The organism is Streptomyces lanatus (genome assembly GCF_014655715.1).
In the GTDB taxonomy this organism is placed as follows: domain Bacteria; phylum Actinomycetota; class Actinomycetes; order Streptomycetales; family Streptomycetaceae; genus Streptomyces; species Streptomyces lanatus.
In genome coordinates this window covers 482,420-501,320 of sequence record NZ_BNBM01000002.1, presented here as the reverse complement: position 1 = coordinate 501,320, position 18,901 = coordinate 482,420, and the positions used below count along the sequence as shown (strand labels likewise).

Annotated in this window: 12 protein-coding genes; 11 read left to right on the top strand and 1 reads right to left on the bottom strand. The window is 71.9% G+C overall.

The window, feature by feature from the left end; genetic code table 11:
- Positions 1–3: 3 nt before the first annotated feature.
- Positions 4–1,032: an Lrp/AsnC family transcriptional regulator gene (locus tag IE325_RS07395; protein WP_229911698.1), complete on the bottom strand. Its 1,029-nt coding sequence runs from the start codon at positions 1,030–1,032 to the stop codon at positions 4–6.
- Positions 1,033–1,155: 123 nt separating this feature from the next.
- On the opposite strand from IE325_RS07395, the gene IE325_RS07390 reads away from it, so the two are divergent.
- From IE325_RS07390 to IE325_RS07340, 11 genes are all read left to right on the top strand, one after another.
- Positions 1,156–2,730, top strand: a complete 1,575-nt coding sequence (locus IE325_RS07390; protein WP_229911697.1) for an AbgT family transporter — start codon at positions 1,156–1,158, stop codon at positions 2,728–2,730.
- Positions 2,731–2,758: 28 nt separating this feature from the next.
- The gene (locus IE325_RS07385; protein ID WP_190068904.1) at positions 2,759–3,913 is read left to right on the top strand and encodes a M20 family metallopeptidase; all 1,155 of its coding nucleotides are present in this window, start codon (positions 2,759–2,761) and stop codon (positions 3,911–3,913) included.
- 70 nt (positions 3,914–3,983) lie between these two features.
- Positions 3,984–5,096: a hypothetical protein gene (locus IE325_RS07380; RefSeq protein WP_190068903.1), complete on the top strand. Its 1,113-nt coding sequence runs from the start codon at positions 3,984–3,986 to the stop codon at positions 5,094–5,096.
- A 48-nt stretch (positions 5,097–5,144) separates the two neighbouring features.
- Positions 5,145–5,927: a TIGR03936 family radical SAM-associated protein gene (locus tag IE325_RS07375; protein WP_190068902.1), complete on the top strand. Its 783-nt coding sequence runs from the start codon at positions 5,145–5,147 to the stop codon at positions 5,925–5,927.
- Between the two features lie 260 nt (positions 5,928–6,187).
- Positions 6,188–10,144, top strand: coding sequence for an Rne/Rng family ribonuclease (locus IE325_RS07370; protein WP_190068901.1), 3,957 nt, complete (start codon positions 6,188–6,190; stop codon positions 10,142–10,144).
- A 528-nt stretch (positions 10,145–10,672) separates the two neighbouring features.
- The gene (locus tag IE325_RS07365; RefSeq protein ID WP_190068900.1) at positions 10,673–11,788 is read left to right on the top strand and encodes a DegT/DnrJ/EryC1/StrS family aminotransferase; all 1,116 of its coding nucleotides are present in this window, start codon (positions 10,673–10,675) and stop codon (positions 11,786–11,788) included.
- Positions 11,785–12,810, top strand: coding sequence for a Gfo/Idh/MocA family protein (locus tag IE325_RS07360; RefSeq protein ID WP_190068899.1), 1,026 nt, complete (start codon positions 11,785–11,787; stop codon positions 12,808–12,810). The genes IE325_RS07365 and IE325_RS07360 overlap by 4 nt, the downstream gene beginning before the upstream one ends.
- Positions 12,800–14,383, top strand: coding sequence for a glycosyltransferase family 4 protein (locus IE325_RS07355; RefSeq protein ID WP_229911696.1), 1,584 nt, complete (start codon positions 12,800–12,802; stop codon positions 14,381–14,383). Before IE325_RS07360 ends, IE325_RS07355 begins: the two co-directional genes overlap by 11 nt.
- Positions 14,380–16,044: a glycosyltransferase family 2 protein gene (locus IE325_RS07350; protein WP_190068898.1), complete on the top strand. Its 1,665-nt coding sequence runs from the start codon at positions 14,380–14,382 to the stop codon at positions 16,042–16,044. Before IE325_RS07355 ends, IE325_RS07350 begins: the two co-directional genes overlap by 4 nt.
- Before the next feature lie 12 nt (positions 16,045–16,056).
- A complete protein-coding gene (locus IE325_RS07345; protein ID WP_190068897.1) occupies positions 16,057–17,340 on the top strand; it encodes a nucleotide sugar dehydrogenase in 1,284 nt (427 codons plus the stop codon).
- 73 nt (positions 17,341–17,413) lie between these two features.
- Positions 17,414–18,703 (top strand): hypothetical protein, encoded by a 1,290-nt coding sequence (locus IE325_RS07340; RefSeq protein WP_190068896.1) that lies wholly within the window; start codon positions 17,414–17,416, stop codon positions 18,701–18,703.
- Positions 18,704–18,901: the final 198 nt, after the last annotated feature.

The window sequence follows — 18,901 nt, the reverse complement described above, 5'->3', positions numbered from 1 at the left end:
CAGTCACGGGCCGACCGCGCGTGTGGCGGCCAGCCGTCCCGACTCCCGGTCCAGCCAGTGGCGGCGCAGCGCCTCCAGGACGATCGAGACGTCGAAGGACATCACGCCGGGCAGTTCGGCGAGGTCGTGGGTGAGGAAGTCGGCCAGGCCGTGCTCGTCACGGAAGACGCCCTGGTGGACGACGCAGGAGTGGCCCGCGGTGGTGGAGACGTAGCGGGCTGAGGGGTGCTCGGCGAGGGCGGACGCCACCTTGGTGATCGCGCCGGGGGAGACCGTCAGGGCCACCACCGCCTCCAACGCGTAGCCGAGCAGCGACGGTTCGATCTCCACCCTCGGGCGGACCAGGCCGCGCCGCAGAAGGGACTGGGTCAGCCGGTAGGCCGTGGACCCGCCGAGGTCCAGGCGCCGGGAGACCTGGGCCGCGGTCGTACGGCCGTCGGTGGCGAGGAGGCGCAGGGTGCGCAGTTCGTCGGCGGTGAGGGTGCCGGGGGCGGGCGGGGCGGACGTGGGGGTGTCCTGGGCCGCGTGGGCGGTGAGGGTGTCGATCCGGTCCTTCGTCAGGCGGGGGAGGCGCCAGGCGTCGGACTTGGTGGTGGCGGACAGGACGAGCTCGGAGCGCGCCGCACGCACGCCGGGGGTGCCGGGGATGCCGCGGGTGAGCAGATCCCGTGCGGCGGACCGGTGTTCGGGCAGGACCGAGCAGTAGACATCGGCCTGGCCCGCGGTGACGGCGACCAGGGTGGTGCCGGGCAGCTCGGCGAGACGGCGGGCGACCTCGGGGGCCTGGCCCGGTTCCGCCGTCACCCACACATGCCAGGGGTGGCCCTCGCCGGACACCGACCAGTCGAGCTGGCCGATCACCCGCAGCAGCCGATCCGACTCCAGCCGCGCCAGCCGCCGCCCCACGGTGCTCGCCGACATGCCCAGCGCCTCCGCGAGCAGGCTCAACGGGGCACGCGGGGCGTGCTGGAGCGCGGCGACGAGGTCGAGATCGTCGTCGTCCAGGAGCTCCATGTCGTCCATGTGGTCCATGTCGTCCATGGTCGCGGCATCCAGTCGTAGAGAGAATCGGTCAGCGTGTTAATTCGTGTGAACGATACATTCAATATTGCCCAACACCTTGCATGAATCCATCAGGGAGTGGTCAATGGACCGGTGGCTTCCCCCAAGCAGACCACCGACCAGACGACCGCAGAGACCTCCGAACAGGCCCCGCTCACCGGCCTGATGGCCCTGCTCGTGCGCATCGAGCGACTGGGCAACAAACTCCCCCATCCCTTCTGGCTGTTCGGCGTGCTCAGCGTGCTGCTCGCCCTGGTGAGCTGGGCGTTGTCCGCCGCCGGGGCCTCCGCGCCGAACCCGGCCACCGGAAAGACGGTCACCGTGCACAGCCTCGTCTCGGGCGAGGGGCTGCGCATGATGATCGACGACGCGGTGACGAACTACGCCACCTTCCCGCCGCTCGGCACGATCCTGGTCGTGATGCTCGGCGTGGCCGTCGCCGACCGCTCGGGCCTGCTCCCGGCGATGCTGCGGGGCGCTGTCGTCCGCGTCCCGGCCCGCTGGCTGACGTTCACCCTCGCGTTCACGGCGATGGTCGCGCACGCCGCCTCCGACGCGGCCTACGTGGTCCTTGTGCCGCTCGGGGCACTGGCGTTCAAGGCCGTGGGGCGCAGCCCCATGCTCGGCGCTGTCGTGGCCTTCGTGTCGGTGTCCGCCGGGTACGACGCGAGCCCCCTGGTCACCCCGACCGACGCCGTCCTCGCCGGGCTCACCACCGCCGCCGCGCAGACAGTTGACCCGGGGTACGTGGTCAACCCGCTGTCCAACTACTTCTTCTCCATCGGCTCGTCGGTGGTGCTCGCCGTAGTCATCACGGTCGTCACCGAGAAGGTCATCGCGAGGCGGGTCGCGGCCATGCCGGACGAGCCCGACCAGGACACGGAGGAGGACCCGTCCGCGCCCCTCACCCTCGGCGCCGACGAGCGACGCGGACTGCGCAACGCCGGATGGGCGCTGCTGGCGTACGTCACGGTCGTCGTCGTGGCGATGATCCCGGGCTCCTCACCGCTGCGGGGCGAGGGCGGCAGCATCGTGCAGTCGCCGGTGCTGACCGGGATCGCGGTCGTGCTGGCGGTGGCCTTCCTGATCGCGGGTGCCGTGTACGGGCGGGCCGTCGGCACCGTGCGCAGCGGCCGGGACATCCCGGACCACATGGCGAAGGGGCTGCGCGAGATGGCGCCGATCCTGGTGCTGTTCTTCGCGATCTCCCAGTTCCTCGCCTACTTCAAGTGGACCGGCGTGGGCGAGGTCATGGCGATCCGGGGCGCCGACCTGCTCAAGTCGGCGGGCATCACCGGAGGATGGGCGTTCCTCGGCATCCTTCTCGTCTGCACCGTCATCAACCTGCTGGTCACCAGCGGCTCCGCCCAATGGGCCCTGGTCGGCCCGGTGTTCGTGCCGATGTTCATGCTCCTCGACATCCCGCCCGAGGTCACCCAGGCCGTCTACCGCATCGCCGACTCCTGCACCAACGCCGCCACCCCCATGAGCGCCTACTTCGTCATGACCCTGGGCGTCATCCAGCGTTACCGCCGCTCCGCCGGCATCGGCACCCTGCTCTCCCTGACCCTTCCCCTGTGCCTGACCATGCTCGCGGCCTGGACGCTGCTGTTCTACGCCTGGTGGGCACTCGGCATCCCGCTGGGCCCCGGCGTCCCCGTCCGCTGACCACACAACCCCTTTGAGGAGAGCCCCCGTGCCCCCGCGCCGTATCGAGTCCCTGGCCAGCACCGCCCTGCCCGAGATCACCGGCGACCTGCGAACGCTCGTCGAGCTGGAAACCCCCAGCCATGACAAGGAGTTGCTGAACCAGGGCCTCACGGCCATCGAGGAGTGGACGCACCTCCGGCTCGGCCCACCCGACCAGGTACGGCGCCACGACGGCGGCCCGCACGGCGACATGCTGGAGCTGCTCTACGAGGGCACGGCGGCGGCCACCGTACTGGTGCTGTGCCACTACGACACCGTGTGGCCGGCCGGCACCCTCGCCGACTGGCCGTTCCGGGTGACCGACGACGGCTCGGCGAGCGGACCGGGCGCCTTCGACATGAAGTGCGGCCTGGTGCAGGCCGTCTGGGCGCTACGGCTGCTGCGCGAACTGGACCTGCCGCGCCCCGCCGTACGGCTGTTCCTCAACGGCGACGAGGAGATCGGCAGCCCCGCCTCCCGCCCGCACATCGAGCGGCTCAGCGAGGACGCGGCGGCCACGCTGGTGTGCGAGGCGTCGGCCGGGCAGGAGGGGGCGCTGAAGACGTCCCGGAAGGGCGTCGGGCTGTTCGAGGTGACCGTGGCGGGCGTGGAGGCGCACGCCGGCCTCGATCCGACCGCCGGTGCGAGCGCCGTGCACGCCCTCGCCGAACTGGTCACCCGCATCACCGCCCTGGCCGCCCCGGGCCGCGGCACCACCGTCAACGTCGGCCTGATCAGCGGCGGAACCGGCACCAACGTCATCGCTGGGCACGCCCACTGCGGCATCGACGTACGCATCGCCCTGCCCGCCGAGGCGGCCCGCGTCGACGCCGCCCTCACCGCACTGCGCGCCGCCGACCCCCGGGTCCGCGTCACCGTCACCGGCGGCTGGAACCGCCCGCCCATGGTGCCCGACCCCGGCTCCCAGCTCCTGTACAAGCAGGCCCAGTCGATCGCCGGCGAGCTGGGGTGGCGGCTCGCGGAGACCTCCGTCGGCGGAGCGAGCGACGGCAATTTCGTCGCCGCGCTGGGCCGCCCCGTCCTCGACGGCCTGGGCGCGGTCGGCGGCGGCGCCCACGCCCGCCACGAACACGTCCTGCTCGACCACATCCCCACCCGTACGGCGCTATTGGCAGGGTTGCTGATGACACACGCGCAGTAGTTGCCGGATCGTGTCCCAGACCCGCATCCGACCAGGTCGCCCCGGCGTCTACACCGGTATGGACACCGGAATGGATCTCGAAAAACCGCCACCGCGCCGCCAGGAGCCCGAGGGCTGCCTGGTGGCCGCGATCCGTATCCCGGTGCGCATCGTCGTGCTCGTCCTGGTCGTGCCCGTACGGATGGTGTGGGACGCGCTCGTCGTCGCCGGCCGCTTCCTGAACGACACCGTGCTCCGCCCGGTCGGCCGGGCCCTGCTCTGGCTCGGCCGCGCGGTGTTCGTCTGGCCGTTCGTGGCGCTGTGGCGCTACGTCGTCGTCCCCGTCGCCAAGGCACTCGCCTGGCTCGGGAACGTGCTCCTCGTCATACCGGTCGTGTGGCTGTACCGGTATGTGCTGACTCCGGTCGGGCACGCGTGCGCGTGGGTCGCGCGAGGCATCGGGGCCGGGTTCGCATGGCTCTACGCGCGCGTGCTGACGCCCATCGGGCATGCGGTCATGTGGGTCCTCAAGGGCATCGGCACGGTGCTCGCCGCCATCGGACTCGGCATCTTCGGCGCGTTCGCGTGGCTCGCCCGATACCTCCTCGTGGTCCCCGCCCGCTGGCTCTACGAGTGGATCCTCACCCCGATCGGACATGCCGTCGCCTGGTGCGCGAAGGGCCTCGTGTGGCTGGTGGGCATGGTCGTCACCGGCATCGGGATGGCCCTGTACTGGATCACGCGCGTGCTGTTCGTCCTGCCCGCGCAGGCCCTGTACCGCTGGATCCTGGCCCCCGTCGGCCGCGCCCTCGCGATCGTCGGCAAGGAGATCTGGGACGCCCTCGGGCACGCGTGGCGGGTCGCCGGGCGGATCTCGCTCGCCGTCGGGCGGTTCCTCGCGAACCTCTTCCGGTGGATCTTCGTCGAGCCGGTGCGCTGGGTGTACCGCACGGTGCTCACACCGATCGGCCACGTCGTCCGGGACACGGTGCTGCGCCCCGTCGCCGACGCCGCCCGCGCCGTGGGCCGGGCCACCCGGCAGGCCCTCACCACCGCCCGCGAGTCCGTACGGCAGGCACGCGCCGACTTCCGGCGGATGCTCTTCGGAGAGCCGAAGCCCCGAGAAGCGGTCGCCCGACGGGAACCTCGGGGCGGCGAGACACGTACTCTTGGTAGCAGTACGACCGCTCTCACTAAGGACTGAACGACACTGGGCAAGCGACAGCCCGAAGGCCCGCCGCCCGCACCCGCGGTGCAGCGCATCCGACTGCGCTACACCAAGCGCGGCCGCCTCCGGTTCACCAGCCACCGTGACTTCCAGCGCGCCTTCGAGCGTGCGCTGCGCCGTGCCGAGGTGCCGATGGCGTACTCGGCGGGGTTCACGCCGCATCCGAAGGTGTCGTACGCCAATGCCGCACCCACCGGCACGGGCAGTGAGGCGGAGTACCTGGAGATCGCGCTCACCGAAGCGCGCGATCCGGAGCAGCTGAGAGTGCTCCTCGACGAATCGCTGCCCCCAGGGCTCGACGTCGTCGATGCCGTCGAGGCCCGGGTTTCCGGGCTCGCCGACCGGCTCACGGCGTCCGTCTGGGAGCTGCGGCTCGACGGTGTGGACCCGGCCGAGGCCGCGCGAGCGGTCGCCGCCTTCGACGCCGCCGAGACCGTCGAGGTCCAGCGCATGACCAAGAACGGCGTGCGCACCTTCGACGCCCGTCCCGCGGTCGTCCGACTGGCCAGCGGCCAAGAAACAGAAACGCACAGTTCGAACGCTGATAGGCCGACCGACCAGCCCTGTGCGATACTGCGGCTGGTTGTTCGGCACGTGACGCCTGCCGTACGACCCGACGACGTCCTGTCCGGTCTCCGCGCCGTGGCCGACCTGGCGCCGCCGGTCCCCGCAGCGGTGACCAGGCTGGCGCAGGGGCTGTTCGATGAAGAGACCGGCATGGTGACCGACCCGCTCGCGCCCGACCGCGAGGCAGCGACGGCCCCATCCGAGGCCGAGCCCGCTGCCGCCGCGAAGGCGTCGGTGTAAGGAAGGTTCCGTAGGGACGGACGTCGAAGCGCCGCCCTCGTACTCGGGAGCCACCTGGGTCGGGCAGCGCACCGACCAGAAGACTTTCGCCAGGCCGTACGCATGAGGCGTACGGAACCGGCGAGACAGGACACAGAGAGCTCCCGTGCGGCGCCCGCGCCCCGGACGGCGGCAGTCGCGCATCGCGCGAGCCGCGGACGTCACCGGCATGCCGCCGGACCAGGCGCGGCGCCCGGGAGCCTGACGGGAGAAACGCCCGCATGCTCGAACCGACCGAACCCACCGAGGGTTCCGAACTGAACACTCCAAGCGACACCCTGCCGCCGCGCCGTCGGCGTCGTGCCGCGTCCCGCCCGGCGGGACCGCCCGTGGCCGCCACCGAGGCGCAGCCCACGGAGGTTGTCGAGCCGGCCATACCGGCCGCGGAGTACGAAGAGGCCGAAGAGGCCCAGAAGCCGGACGAGAACGTCGAGACCGACGTGACTCTTGAGGCCGACGAGACCGAGGAAGCCGAAGAGGCAACCGCGGCTGAAGAGGCTGCGGCTGCCGCTCGTCCGCGTCGCCGTGCGGTACGCCGCGCGTCCGCGCCCACCGGGTCGCCCGCGGCGGCCGAGGCCGCCGAGACCGTGGTGCCCGTGACGGCTGCCGCACCCGTTGCCGCCGAGGAGAGCCCGGCCGTGACCGCCGCCGAGAGCACCGAGGAAGCCGCACCGGCCCGTACGCGTCGCCGTGCGGTGCGTCGGGCGTCGGCACCGACCGGGTCGCCGACCGCGGCCGAGGTCGCCGAGACCGTGGTCTCCGGTGCCGATGAGGCGGCCGAGAGCCCCGCCGCCGAGGAGGCCCCTGCCCCCGCCGAGGAGGCCGCTCCGCGTCGTACGCGTCGGCGTGCCACCCGCCGGGTCACCGCTGCCGAGGAGAGCGCCGAGGCCTCCACCGCCGAGGTCTCCACGGTTGGGGTTTCCGCTGAAGCCTCCGACGAGGCCGAGACGCCGGTCGAGTCCGCCGTACCCGCGGAGTCCGCCGAGTCGGCCGAGGAGACCGAGGACGCCGCCCCGCGTCGCAGCCGTCGCCGTGCCACGCGCCGCGTGTCCGCGCCCGCCGATGAGGTGGCCGAGGCCGCGACCGAGACGCCGGTGACCGAGGAGGCCCCCGAGACCTCCGCCGTCGAGGCCGACGAGGACGCCGCCCCGCGTCGCCGCCGTAGGGTCGCCCGTCGGGCCGCCACCGGATTCGCCGCGCCCGCCCAGGCCGCCGCCGCCGAGGAGTCCGACGAGGCCCCGCGCCCGGCGCGGCCCTCCGTGGCCGTGTTCCAGGCGCCCGTGTTCACCGAGCCGCAGTTCCAGACGCCGCAGCGGGCCGCTGCCCAGGCGGCCGCCGCCGAGGCGGAGACCGAGGACGTCGAGGAGCTCCCCGAGGAGCAGGCCGGCGCGTCCAGGCGTCGTCGCCGGCGCCGGGGTGCCGCCTTCGCCGAGGAGGCCGAGACCCAGGCGGTCGAGACAGCCGCCGTCGAGGACGAGACCGAGGAGGCCGAAGAGGCCGCCGAGGACAGCGCCGAGGGCGATGAGGCCGAAGAGGCCGGTTCGCGTCGGCGTCGTCGTCGCGGTGGCCGTCGCCGCCGTCGCGGTGAGTCCGCCGACTCGGACGCCGATGGCGAGGAGTCCGACGAGCTCGCCGCCGCCCAGGCCGAGCAGGACGCCGAGGACACCGCCGAGCAGGAGGAAGAGGACGACGAGGACGCGCGCGCCGAGGACGGCGGCGGGTCCAGCTCCAGCAGCCGTCGCCGCCGGCGCCGTCGTCGTCGCGCCGGTGACAGCTCCGCCGACACCGAGCCCGGTGACGGCGACCCCGAGCGCACCGTCGTCAAGGTCCGCGAGCCCCGCCCGAAGGCCGAGCCGTCCGACGAGGTGCAGTCGATCAAGGGCTCCACCCGTCTGGAGGCCAAGAAGCAGCGCCGCCGCGAAGGCCGTGAGCAGGGCCGCCGTCGCGTCCCGATCATCACCGAGGCCGAGTTCCTGGCCCGCCGCGAGGCCGTCGAGCGCGTCATGGTGGTCCGCCAGCACGGCGACCGCACCCAGATCGGCGTCCTCGAGGACAACGTGCTCGTCGAGCACTACGTCAACAAGGAGCAGTCGACCTCGTACGTCGGCAACGTCTACCTGGGCAAGGTCCAGAACGTGCTGCCGTCGATGGAGGCCGCCTTCATCGACATCGGCAAGGGCCGCAACGCCGTCCTGTACGCCGGTGAGGTCAACTTCGAGGCGCTCGGCATGGCCAACGGGCCGCGCCGTATCGAGTCCGCCCTGAAGTCCGGCCAGTCCGTCCTCGTCCAGGTGACGAAGGACCCGATCGGCCACAAGGGCGCCCGCCTCACCAGCCAGGTCTCCCTCCCGGGCCGCTACCTCGTGTACGTCCCCGAGGGCTCCATGACCGGCATCAGCCGCAAGCTGCCCGACACCGAGCGGGCCCGGCTGAAGACCATCCTCAAGAAGATCGTCCCCGAGGACGCGGGCGTCATCGTGCGCACCGCCGCCGAGGGCGCGAGCGAGGACGAGCTGCGCCGCGACGTCGAGCGGCTCCAGGCGCAGTGGGAAGAGATCCAGAAGAAGGCCAAGAGCGGCAACGCCCCGACGCTGCTGTACGGCGAGCCGGACATGACCGTCCGGGTCGTCCGCGACATCTTCAACGAGGACTTCTCCAAGGTCGTCGTCAGTGGTGACGAGGCTTGGCAGACCGTCCACGGATACGTCTCGCACGTGGCGCCGGATCTCGCCGAGCGGCTCCAGAAGTGGACCTCCGAGGTCGACGTCTTCGCCACCTACCGGATCGACGAGCAGCTCGCCAAGGCCCTGGACCGCAAGGTCTGGCTGCCCAGCGGCGGTTCGCTGGTGATCGACCGGACCGAGGCGATGGTCGTGGTCGACGTCAACACCGGCAAGTTCACCGGCCAGGGCGGCAACCTGGAGGAGACGGTCACCAGGAACAACCTGGAGGCGGCCGAGGAGATCGTCCGCCAGCTGCGGCTGCGCGACCTCGGCGGCATCATCGTGATCGACTTCATCGACATGGTGCTGGAGTCCAACCGGGACCTGGTTCTGCGGCGCCTCCTGGAGTGCCTGGGCCGCGACCGTACGAAGCACCAGGTCGCCGAGGTGACCTCGCTGGGGCTCGTCCAGATGACCCGCAAGAGGGTCGGCCAGGGCCTCCTGGAGTCCTTCTCCGAGACCTGTGTCCACTGCAACGGCCGTGGCGTCATCGTGCACATGGAGCAGCCGACGGCACTCGGTGGCGGCGGCAAGCGCAAGAAGCGCGCGCGTGCCGGTGCCGGGCCCGAGCAGGTGCACGAGGCGTCCGTCGCCGCCGAGCCGGTCGAGACGGCCGAGGAGGAGGCGGAGACCGAGGCCGAGGTCGCCGCGGAGATCGCCGAGCCGGCCGCGCTGGCCGAGCCCGCCTTCGCGCCCGACGAGGAGCTGTACAGCAGCGTCGCCGAGGCGGAGGCCGCGGCCGGCCGCGGTGGCCGTTCGCGGCGCCGTGGCGGTCGGCGGGCGTCGGCCCCGGCGGGTGCGCCCAGGAGGTCCGAGGCCGTTCCCACGGCCCAGGACGTGACCGTCGCCGAGGAGGTCGAGCGTCCGGTGCAGCCGGAGCCGGCCGCCGAGGCGAAGGCCGAGCCGGTCGCCGTCGAGGACGCGGTCGTCGAGACCGAGGTCACCGAGGAGGCCGCGCCCAAGGGCCGTACGCGTCGGCGTGCGACCCGCAAGGTGTCCGCGCCCGCCGGGTCGCCCGCGGGGGCCGAGGCCACCGTGGTGACGGTCGGTGAGACGGCCGTCGCACCCGAGCAGGCCGAGGAGGCCCCGGCTGCCGAGCCGGTCGCCGAGAGCGCCGCTCCGGCCCGTCCGCGGCGCCGCGCCGTCCGCAAGGCCACCGCGCCCACCGCGTCCGAGGAAGCGGCCGTCCTGGTCGTCCCGGCCGCGGAGGGCACCGGCGAGGACGTCGTCGAGGAGACGGCTCCGGCCAAGAAGACGGCCCGTAAGACGGCCAAGAAGGCCACGGCGAAGAAGGCCGCCACCAAGAAGACCGCGGCCAAGAAGACGGTCGCGAAGAAGGCGACGGCCAAGAAGGCGGCCAAGACCACCACCACGGCCGCGAAGAAGTCGGCGTCGAAGAAGACGGCGGCGGCGCAGCAGAAGGCGTCCGCCGTATCGGCCTCGACGGAGGACTGACCGGAACGACCGACGGTCCCGGGGTCGCCCAGACCTCGGGACCGCCCGGCCCGGCTTGAGCGCGGGGCACCGGAACCAACCGGTGCCCCGCGCTTCGGCGTTCACGGCGCCCGTCGCTCATGACCCGCCGCACCCCGTATGCCACGACTTCCCTATGGTCACCCTGTCTTTACTGCTCCGTCACTTTCCGTATTGCTTATGAGGGACGCGCGTAAAGTCAAGGTTTCGCTGTGATAACTCAGAGGTAATGCGAAGTCTTTGTGCTGGTAACGTGACCACGGTCCCGGCAGCTGAGACGCCCGCTGCCGTAGACCCAGCCGAGCACGCCCGGTCGTCCGACGCGGACCACGGCTGACCTCCCGCAAGGCACCCCACTGGGGGGTGGAGTGCTGCGCGAAAAGCCGTTCGCCGCCGCGACAGAGTCGGCGAACGTCCAGGGATGCGGACGTGCTGCGCTCGACAAACGTCCCTCCCGACCCGGCACGACGTGGTGCGCCCCTTGAGGTCGCCGAAGAGGAGGGGGAGTCGATGAGTGACGCCCAGGAGTTGATACCGGCTGCCAAGCCCGTCATCGACGAGCAGGAGATCGAGGCCGCGGTGCGAGTGCTGCGCAGCGGCAGGGTCGTCCAGGGGCCGGAAGTGGCGGCCTTCGAGGAGGAGTTCTCGGAGCTGGTGGCCGGGCGACACTGCGTCGCGGTCAACTCCGGTACCTCCGCGCTGCATCTGACGCTGATGGCGCTGGGCCTCGGCCCCGGCGACGAGGTGATCGTCCCGTCGTTCTCGTTCGCCGCCTCCGCCAACGCCGTACGGCTCGTCGGCGCGGACGTGGTCTTCGCCGACATCGACGCCGACACGTTCTGTCTCGACCCGGCCGCCGTCGAGGCCGCGATCACCCCGCGCACCGCCGCGATCATGCCGGTGCACCTGTACGGCCACCCCGCCGCCATGGACCGGATCATGGCGATCGCCGAGAAGCACGGGCTGGCCGTAGTCGAGGACGCCTGCCAGGCGCACGCGGCCGCGCTCAACGGCACGCCGGTCGGCGCTTTCGGCAACGGCGGAACGTTCAGCTTCTACCCGACCAAGAACATGCACAGCCTCGAAGGCGGCATGGTCTCCACCGCCGACGCCGAGGTCGCCCGCACCCTGCGGCTGCTGCGCAACCAGGGCATGGAGCAGCGCTACGCCAACGAGATCGTCGGCGCCAACGTCCGTATGACCGACGTCTCCGCCGCGATCGGCCGGGTGCAGCTGACCAGGCTGCCCGGCTGGACCGAGCGCCGGATCGCCAACGCCGCCCACCTCACCGAGCACATCACCGCGCCGAACGTGGTCACGCCGAAGGCCGCCGAGGGCGCCCGGCACGTCTACCACCAGTACACGGTGCGCGTCCTGGGTGACCGCGACGCCGCCATGGCCCGTCTGACCGAGGCCGGGATCGGCAACGCCGTCTACTACCCGACCCCGATCCACCGGCTGAAGCCGTACTGGGAGCCGGACCAGAAGGCCGGCCGTACCTGGGACCTGCCCGAGACCGAGCGCGCGGCCGCCGAGGTCGTCTCGCTCCCGGTCCACCCTGCTCTGACCCGGCAGGACCTGGACCGCATCGTGACCGCTGTGAACACGCTGGGGGAGAAGCTGTGAGCAACGGAAGACCCTTGCGGGCCGGACTGGTCGGCCTCGGTTCGATGGGGCGTCACCACGCCCGTGTCCTGGCCGGTCTGGACGGTGTCGACTTCGTCGGAGTCGTCGACCCGATGGGCGACACGTACGGCGCCGCGCAGGGCGCGCCGGTGCTCGACACCGTGGAGCAGCTGCTCGCGCTGGGCGTCGACTACACCGTCGTCGCCTGCCCCACGGCCCTGCACGAGGAGGTCGGCCTCCAGCTCGCCGAGGCCGGGGTGTGCGCACTGGTCGAGAAGCCGGTCGCCGACACGGTCGAGGGCGCCCGCCGCATGGTCGAGGCGTTCGAGTCGCGCGGTCTGGTGGCCGGCGTCGGCCACATCGAGCGCTGCAACCCGGCGCTGCGTTCGCTGCGCGCCCGCCTGGAATCCGGTGAACTGGGCGACGTCTACCAGGTCGTCACCCGTCGTCAGGGCCCGTTCCCGCACCGAATAGCCGACGTCGGCGTGGTCAAGGACCTGGCCACGCACGACATCGACCTCACCGGCTGGGTGACGGGGCGCGAGTACGTGTCCATCGCCGCGCACGTCGTCTCCAAGAGCGGTCGCCCGCACGAGGACATGGTCTCCGCGGTCGGCCGCCTGGACGACGGCACGATGGTCAACCACCTGGTGAACTGGCTCAGCCCCCTCAAAGAACGTTTCACCTCGGTCACCGGCGAGCGCGGCTGCTTCATCGCCGACACCCTCACCGCGGACCTCACCTTCCACTCCAACGCGGCCGTCGCCACCGAGTGGGAGGCACTGCAGGCCTTCCGCGGCGTCGCCGAGGGCGACATGATCCGCTACGCCATCCAGAAGCGGGAACCGCTGCTCGTCGAGCACGAACTGTTCCGGGACGCGGTCCTCGGCAAGCCGGCGGACATCTGCACGCTGCGCCAGGGCATGCGGACGGTCGAAGTGGCCGCCGCGGTGCTGGAGTCGGCCGTGTCGGGACGCAGTGTTGATCTTCAGTCGGAGGAATTGGCGACCCATGGCGTCTGAGAACCACGCGGCGGCGCGGCGGGCCACGCGCGGGCGGATCGTCATGCTCGTCGACAACAGCGTCAACGGCGACTCGCGCGTGCAGAAGGAGGCCCGCTCGGCCGCCGAGGCCGGCTGGGACGTCGTCCTGCTGGGCAAGGCCAGGGGCAAGAAGGACGAGACCTGGCAGATCGGCCATGCCGAGGTCCGCCTGATCCGGGTGCCGGGACCGATGGCGCGGCGGCGCCACGAGTATCGGCGCGCCGTGCTGCGCTCCCCGCTGGCCTACAAGCCCGGTCCGCTGGCCGCGTACCGGCGACAGAGGATCAAGGCCTGGCGTGCCGATCTCAACATCCGGCTGATCCTCGCCCAGCGGGAGGGCTCGGCCCTCGCCCGGGTGCGGCTGGTGGCACCGCGTCTGACCGCACGGCTGATGTACTCCTGGGTGAAGCTGAGGCACCGAAGGACCCTGGCGTTGGAGAAGCGCCGCAAGGCCATGGACTCGGCCCTGGACCGGTTCACCACGGCCTTCTGGCAGAAGACCATGGGCAACCGCAGCTGGCGCCGGCTCGACCCGCACCTGTGGGACTACGAGCTGGCCTACGGCAAGGTCATCGACGAGCTCAAGCCGGACCTGATCCACGCCAACGACTTCCGCATGCTCGGCGTCGGCGCCCGCGCCACACTCCGCGCCCGCGCCCGGGGCAGGAACGTCAAACTGGTCTGGGACGCACACGAGTTCCTGCCCGGCATCAAGCCGTGGAACCCGCACCCACGCTGGCATGTGGCCCAGTGCGCGCACGAGCGGGAGTACGCCCGGTACGCCGACGCCGTGACGACGGTGTCGGACACCCTCGCCGGGATGCTCCAGGAGCGGCACGGGCTGAAGGCGAAGCCCACCGTCGTTCTCAACGCCCCGGACGCGGAGGTCTCGCCCGAGCAGGCCGCCGAGCCCGTCCCGGACCTGCGGGAGCTGTGCGGCATCAGGCACGATGTGCCGCTCACCGTCTACAGCGGAGCGGCCGCTCCACAGCGCGGCCTCGACATCATGGTCGAGTCCCTGCCGCTGCTGGCCGAGGTGCACACCGCGTTCGTCGTGCTCAACACCGAGTCCGAGTACATGCGGACCCTGCGGGCGCGGGCCGAGGAACTCGGGGTCGGCGACCGGCTGCACATCCTGCCGTATGTGCCGCACTACCAAGTGGCGCGGTTCCTGTCGGCCGCGGACCTCGGGGTCATCCCGATCCATCACTGGCCGAACCACGAGATCGCGCTCATCACCAAGTTCTTCGAGTACTCCCACGCGCGGCTGCCCCTGGTGGTCAGCGACGTGAAGACGATGGGCGCCATGGTCGAGAAGACCGGCCAGGGCGAGGTGTTCCGGGCGGAGGACTTGGAGGACTACGTGCGTGCGGTGAAGTCGGTGCTCGGTGACGCCGAGCGGTACCGGGGCGTGTACGACGCGCCCGGGCTCCTCGACCAGTGGACGTGGGAGGCACAGGCCGAGGTACTGGACTCCGTCTACACCGGGCAACTGCCCGCCAGCGGGTCCCGGCAGACGTCCGACCGGAGAGCGGCGGAGGCGCGGGTATGACCACCCCCGATGTCAGCGTGATCGTCGCTGTCTACAACACCATGCCCTACCTGACGGAGTGCCTGAACTCCCTGATCGGGCAGAGCATCGGCCTTGGCCGGCTGGAGATCGTCGCCGTCGACGACGGGTCCACGGACGACAGCGGCCGCGAGCTCGACCGCTTCGCCGAGCGGTACCCGGACACCGTCAAGGTGATCCACCAGGCCAACTCCGGCGGCCCCGCCGCGCCCAGCAACCGGGCCCTCGACGTCGCCACGGGCCGGTACGTGTACTTCATCGGCTCCGACGACCACCTCGGCGAGGAGGCGCTGGAGCGCATGGTGGCGGCCGCCGACGAGCACGGTTCGGACGTCGTCGTCGGCAAGATGGTCGGCACCAACGGGCGGTACGTGCACCAGGCGCTGTACAAGGAGAACGCGGCTGACGTCAGCCTGTACGACTCCGCGCTGCCGTGGACGCTCGCCAACACCAAGCTGTTCCGGCGGGAGCTGGTCGAGCAGCACAAGCTGCGCTTCCCCGAGCACCTGCCCGTGGGCAGCGACCAGCCGTTCACCATCGAGGCGTGCGTGCGCGCGAAGAAGATCTCGGTGGTGGCCGACTACACCTGCTACTACGCGGTCAAGCGCGGCGACGCCAGCAACATCACCTACCGGGCCGACCATCTGGCCCGGCTGCGGTGCACCGCGGAGATCATGGACTTCACCGCGGGGATCGTCGAGGAGGGCCCGCAGCGGGACGCCGTGCTGCGCCGGCACTTCACCTGGGAGCTGGCGAAGCTGATCCAGGACGACTTCCCGGCCCTGGACCGCGAACTGCGGCGGGAGATCTGCGCGGGTGTCGCCCGGCTCGCCGACACCTACTTCACCGACGGCATCCGTGACGCCATGGACGTCAAGCGCAGGGTGCGGATCTGCCTGGCGCAGGCGGGCGCGGTCGACGAGCTGTGCGAGGCGATCACCTCGGAGAAGCAGCACGGGGCGCCGCCGTTCGTCGTCGAGGGCGACCGCGCCTACGCCCGCTACCCGGGCTTCCGCGACCCCCGCATCGGCCTGTCCGACCGCTGCTTCGAACTCGTCGGCGAGGCGGTCCCCGGCCGGCTCGCCAAGGGCACCGAACTGCTCGCCTCCGCCTGGGAACAGGAGGGCGAAGGGATCACGTACACGGCCTCCGTCAAGGTCGGCGTCCTCGGTGACGTCGACAGTGCCGTCCTGCGGTTCGCGCAGGGCGCCATGCCCAAGTCGGCCGACAAGCCCGGTGCCAGGAAGCTGCCGGCCGGGCACAGCCTCGCCGAGCCGGTCGGCGAATTCAGCACGGAGCTCGCCGAGGACGGCGCCGGCACGGTGCTGCACGCCCGCATCCCGCTGGAGCGGCGTACGGCCAAGCTGGGCGTCCGCCTCTACGTGGACGTCGCGGGTGCGACGTACGAGATCCCGGTGCGCGGCAAGGGCAAGCCGATGCCGTTGGCGCGCCGCTGGGGCGCCTACGAGGACCCGTACCGGGCGTCGGCCCTGGTCAACCCCAAGGGACGCGTGGTGATCGACACCGCCAGGATGTTCCCGCCGAAGCCGTCACTGGCCGAGCGGGTGAAGGCGCGCCTCGCCCGCGGCGTACGGCCCCGACGATCCGCCGCCGCGAAGCCGAGCGGTGCCAAGAGGAAGTAGTAGCGACCGTCCATGAACATCTGTGTAGTAGCGCTCGGCAAGATCGGTCTCCCGCTGGCCGTGCAGTTCGCCTCCAAGGGCCACCGGGTCATCGGCGCGGACGTCAACGAGAAGGTCGTGGAGCTGGTCAACGCCGGCACCGAGCCGTTCCCCGGTGAACACGACCTGGACGTCAAGCTCAAGCAGGCCGTCGACGCCGGGCTGCTGACCGCGACGACGGACACCGCGGCCGCGGTCGCCGAGTCCGAGGCCGTCGTGGTGGTCGTCCCGCTGTTCGTCGACGCCGACGGCGTGCCCGACTTCGGCTGGATGGACGCGGCGACGAAGGCGATCGCGCAGGGCCTCAGGCCCGGCACGCTGGTGTCGTACGAGACGACGCTCCCGGTCGGCACCACCCGCACCCGCTGGGCGCCGATGCTCGCCGAGGGCGCCGGCCTCACCGCCGGCGAGGACTTCCACCTGGTCTTCTCGCCCGAACGCGTCCTGACCGGCCGCGTCTTCGCCGACCTGCGCCGCTACCCGAAGCTGGTCGGCGGCATCGACGAGGCGTCGACGGCCCGCGGCGTGGAGTTCTACGAGCAGGTCCTCGACTTCGACGAGCGCACCGACCTGCCGCAGCCCAACGGCGTCTGGGACCTGGGCACCGCCGAGGCCTCGGAACTCGCCAAGCTCGCCGAGACCACGTACCGCGACGTCAACATCGGCCTGGCGAACCAGTTCGCGCGCTTCGCCGACGCCAACGGCATCGACGTCAAGAAGGTCATCGAGGCCTGCAACTCCCAGCCGTACAGCCACATCCACCAGCCGGGCATCGCCGTCGGCGGCCACTGCATCCCGATCTACCCGCGGATGTACCTGTGGAACGACCCGGCGGCGACCGTCGTGCGCTCCGCCCGCGAGGCCAACGCCGCGATGCCGGAGTACGCCGTCGACCTGCTCGCGGCGGCGTACGGCGACCTGACCGGGGCGGGCGTCCTCGTCCTGGGCGCGGCCTACCGCGGCGGCGTCAAGGAGACCGCCTTCTCCGGCGTCTTCCCGACGGTCGAGGCCCTCAAGGCGCGCGGCGCGGTGCCGTACGTCTCCGACCCGATGTACACGGCGGAGGAGCTGGCGGGGCTGGGTCTCACCCCGCACGCCGGCGAGAAGGTCACCGCGGCCATCCTCCAGGCCGACCACGCCGAGTACCGCGACCTGACGCCGGCCGACCTGCCGGATGTCACGGTGCTGGTGGACGGGCGCCGTACTACCGACCCGGAGGCATGGAAGGGCGTCCGGCGGGTCGTCATCGGCGGCTGACACAACGGTCGTCACAGCATCCGGCCCCGGCCAGCCGGCCGGGGCCACCCCCACTGCCCAGGAAACCCCGTACGTGCCCGTCGCCCCCACCGCCCCCAAGGCACCGGCCGAGGCGCAGACCCCCGCCCGCGTGCTGCGCCACCGGGCTGCCCTCCCCCTGCTGGTCTGCGTCCTGTACGCCATGCTCCAGCTCGCGGCGGGCCCGCAGTGGACGCTCTTCCCCGACTCATACCGCTACGCCCGGGCCGCCGAGCAGTACCTCGGCGCCTCACGCGAGGAGGCGCACGGCACCGCGCTCGCCGCTTACTGCGCGAGCCGCGCCGCGCGCACGGCGCACGAGGAGCGGCTGCAGCCGCTGACCCGGCGGAGCGAGCGTGCGATCGAGCAGCGCGAGTGCCTCGACCGGTGGGCCGACGCCCCCGACATCACCACGGGCGACTCCCGCTACCAGGCCATCTTCTCCACCCGGCCCGGCTATCCCCTGCTCGCGGCGCCCTTCGTGGGCGCCTTCGGGGTGCTGACCGGCATGCGGCTGCTGGGCCTGGTCACGGCCGCGGCGGGCTCGCTCCTGGTGTTCGGGCTGCTGCGCGGCGCGGGACTGGGCAGGAGGGCCGCCGTCGTGGGTCAGGTGGCCTTCCTGGCCACTCCGCTCGGCTGGTGGAGCGCCCAGGCGCTGGGGGAGGGGCTTTTCACGGTCTGCACGCTCGGTGTGCTGTGGGGCGGTCTGCTGCTGATCCGCAACCGGCAGCTGCCGACAGCGGTGGCGATCACGGTTGTGTCGTACGCGACGGCGGCGATCACCCGCTACTCGTCGGTCCTGGTGCTCGCGGCGCTCCTGACCGCCGCCACGGTCGGCGCCCTCTTCGTCTCGGGTCGGCCGCGGCACCGGGGCACGGTCGTGTTCGCGGGGCTGTCCGCGGCTGCCGCCGGCGCCGTCGCCGTGGCGATGCGTGTCCTCGGCCTGCCGTCCTCGCAGATAACCCTGCAGGACACCTTCACCCGGCACTTCACCGCTCCCGAGGTCTCCGATCCGTGGGGAGCGCTGCTCGGCCTGGCCGCCGGATTCTGGCGGCACTGGTTCGCCGAGCAGGCCGCCCTGCCGTACTTCCTGCTGCTCACAGCCCTTGCGGCATGGGCCCTGGCCACATACGGTGACGGGCTCGGCTGGCTCGCGCTCGCGACCGCCCTCACAGGTGCCTGCCTGGTCACCGCACACCCTCTCGTCCAGGAAGCCGACCGGCTCGGAGTCCTGATGTGGATGCCCGTCGTCCTGGGTCTGCCCCTGATCGTCGAACGCCACTGGGCCATACGTCCGGTGCGGGAGCTGGAGATACGCCGTGCCGGTGCCTCGGACAGTCGCTGAGAGGTTGATCAGCCTCACCCGCTCGGTGAGTTCCGCCCTGGCCCGGGCGGGGGTGCCTACCGCTGGGGCCCTGCTGCTGGGCTCCCTGGGCAGACGCGCCGGCGGGCGCAGGCGGAAGGCCGATCTGCTGGCCGAGACAGCGTAGTTGGAGCTGTCGTACGGCCGTACCCCGCGCCGTCTCGCGGACGCCTACGCGGC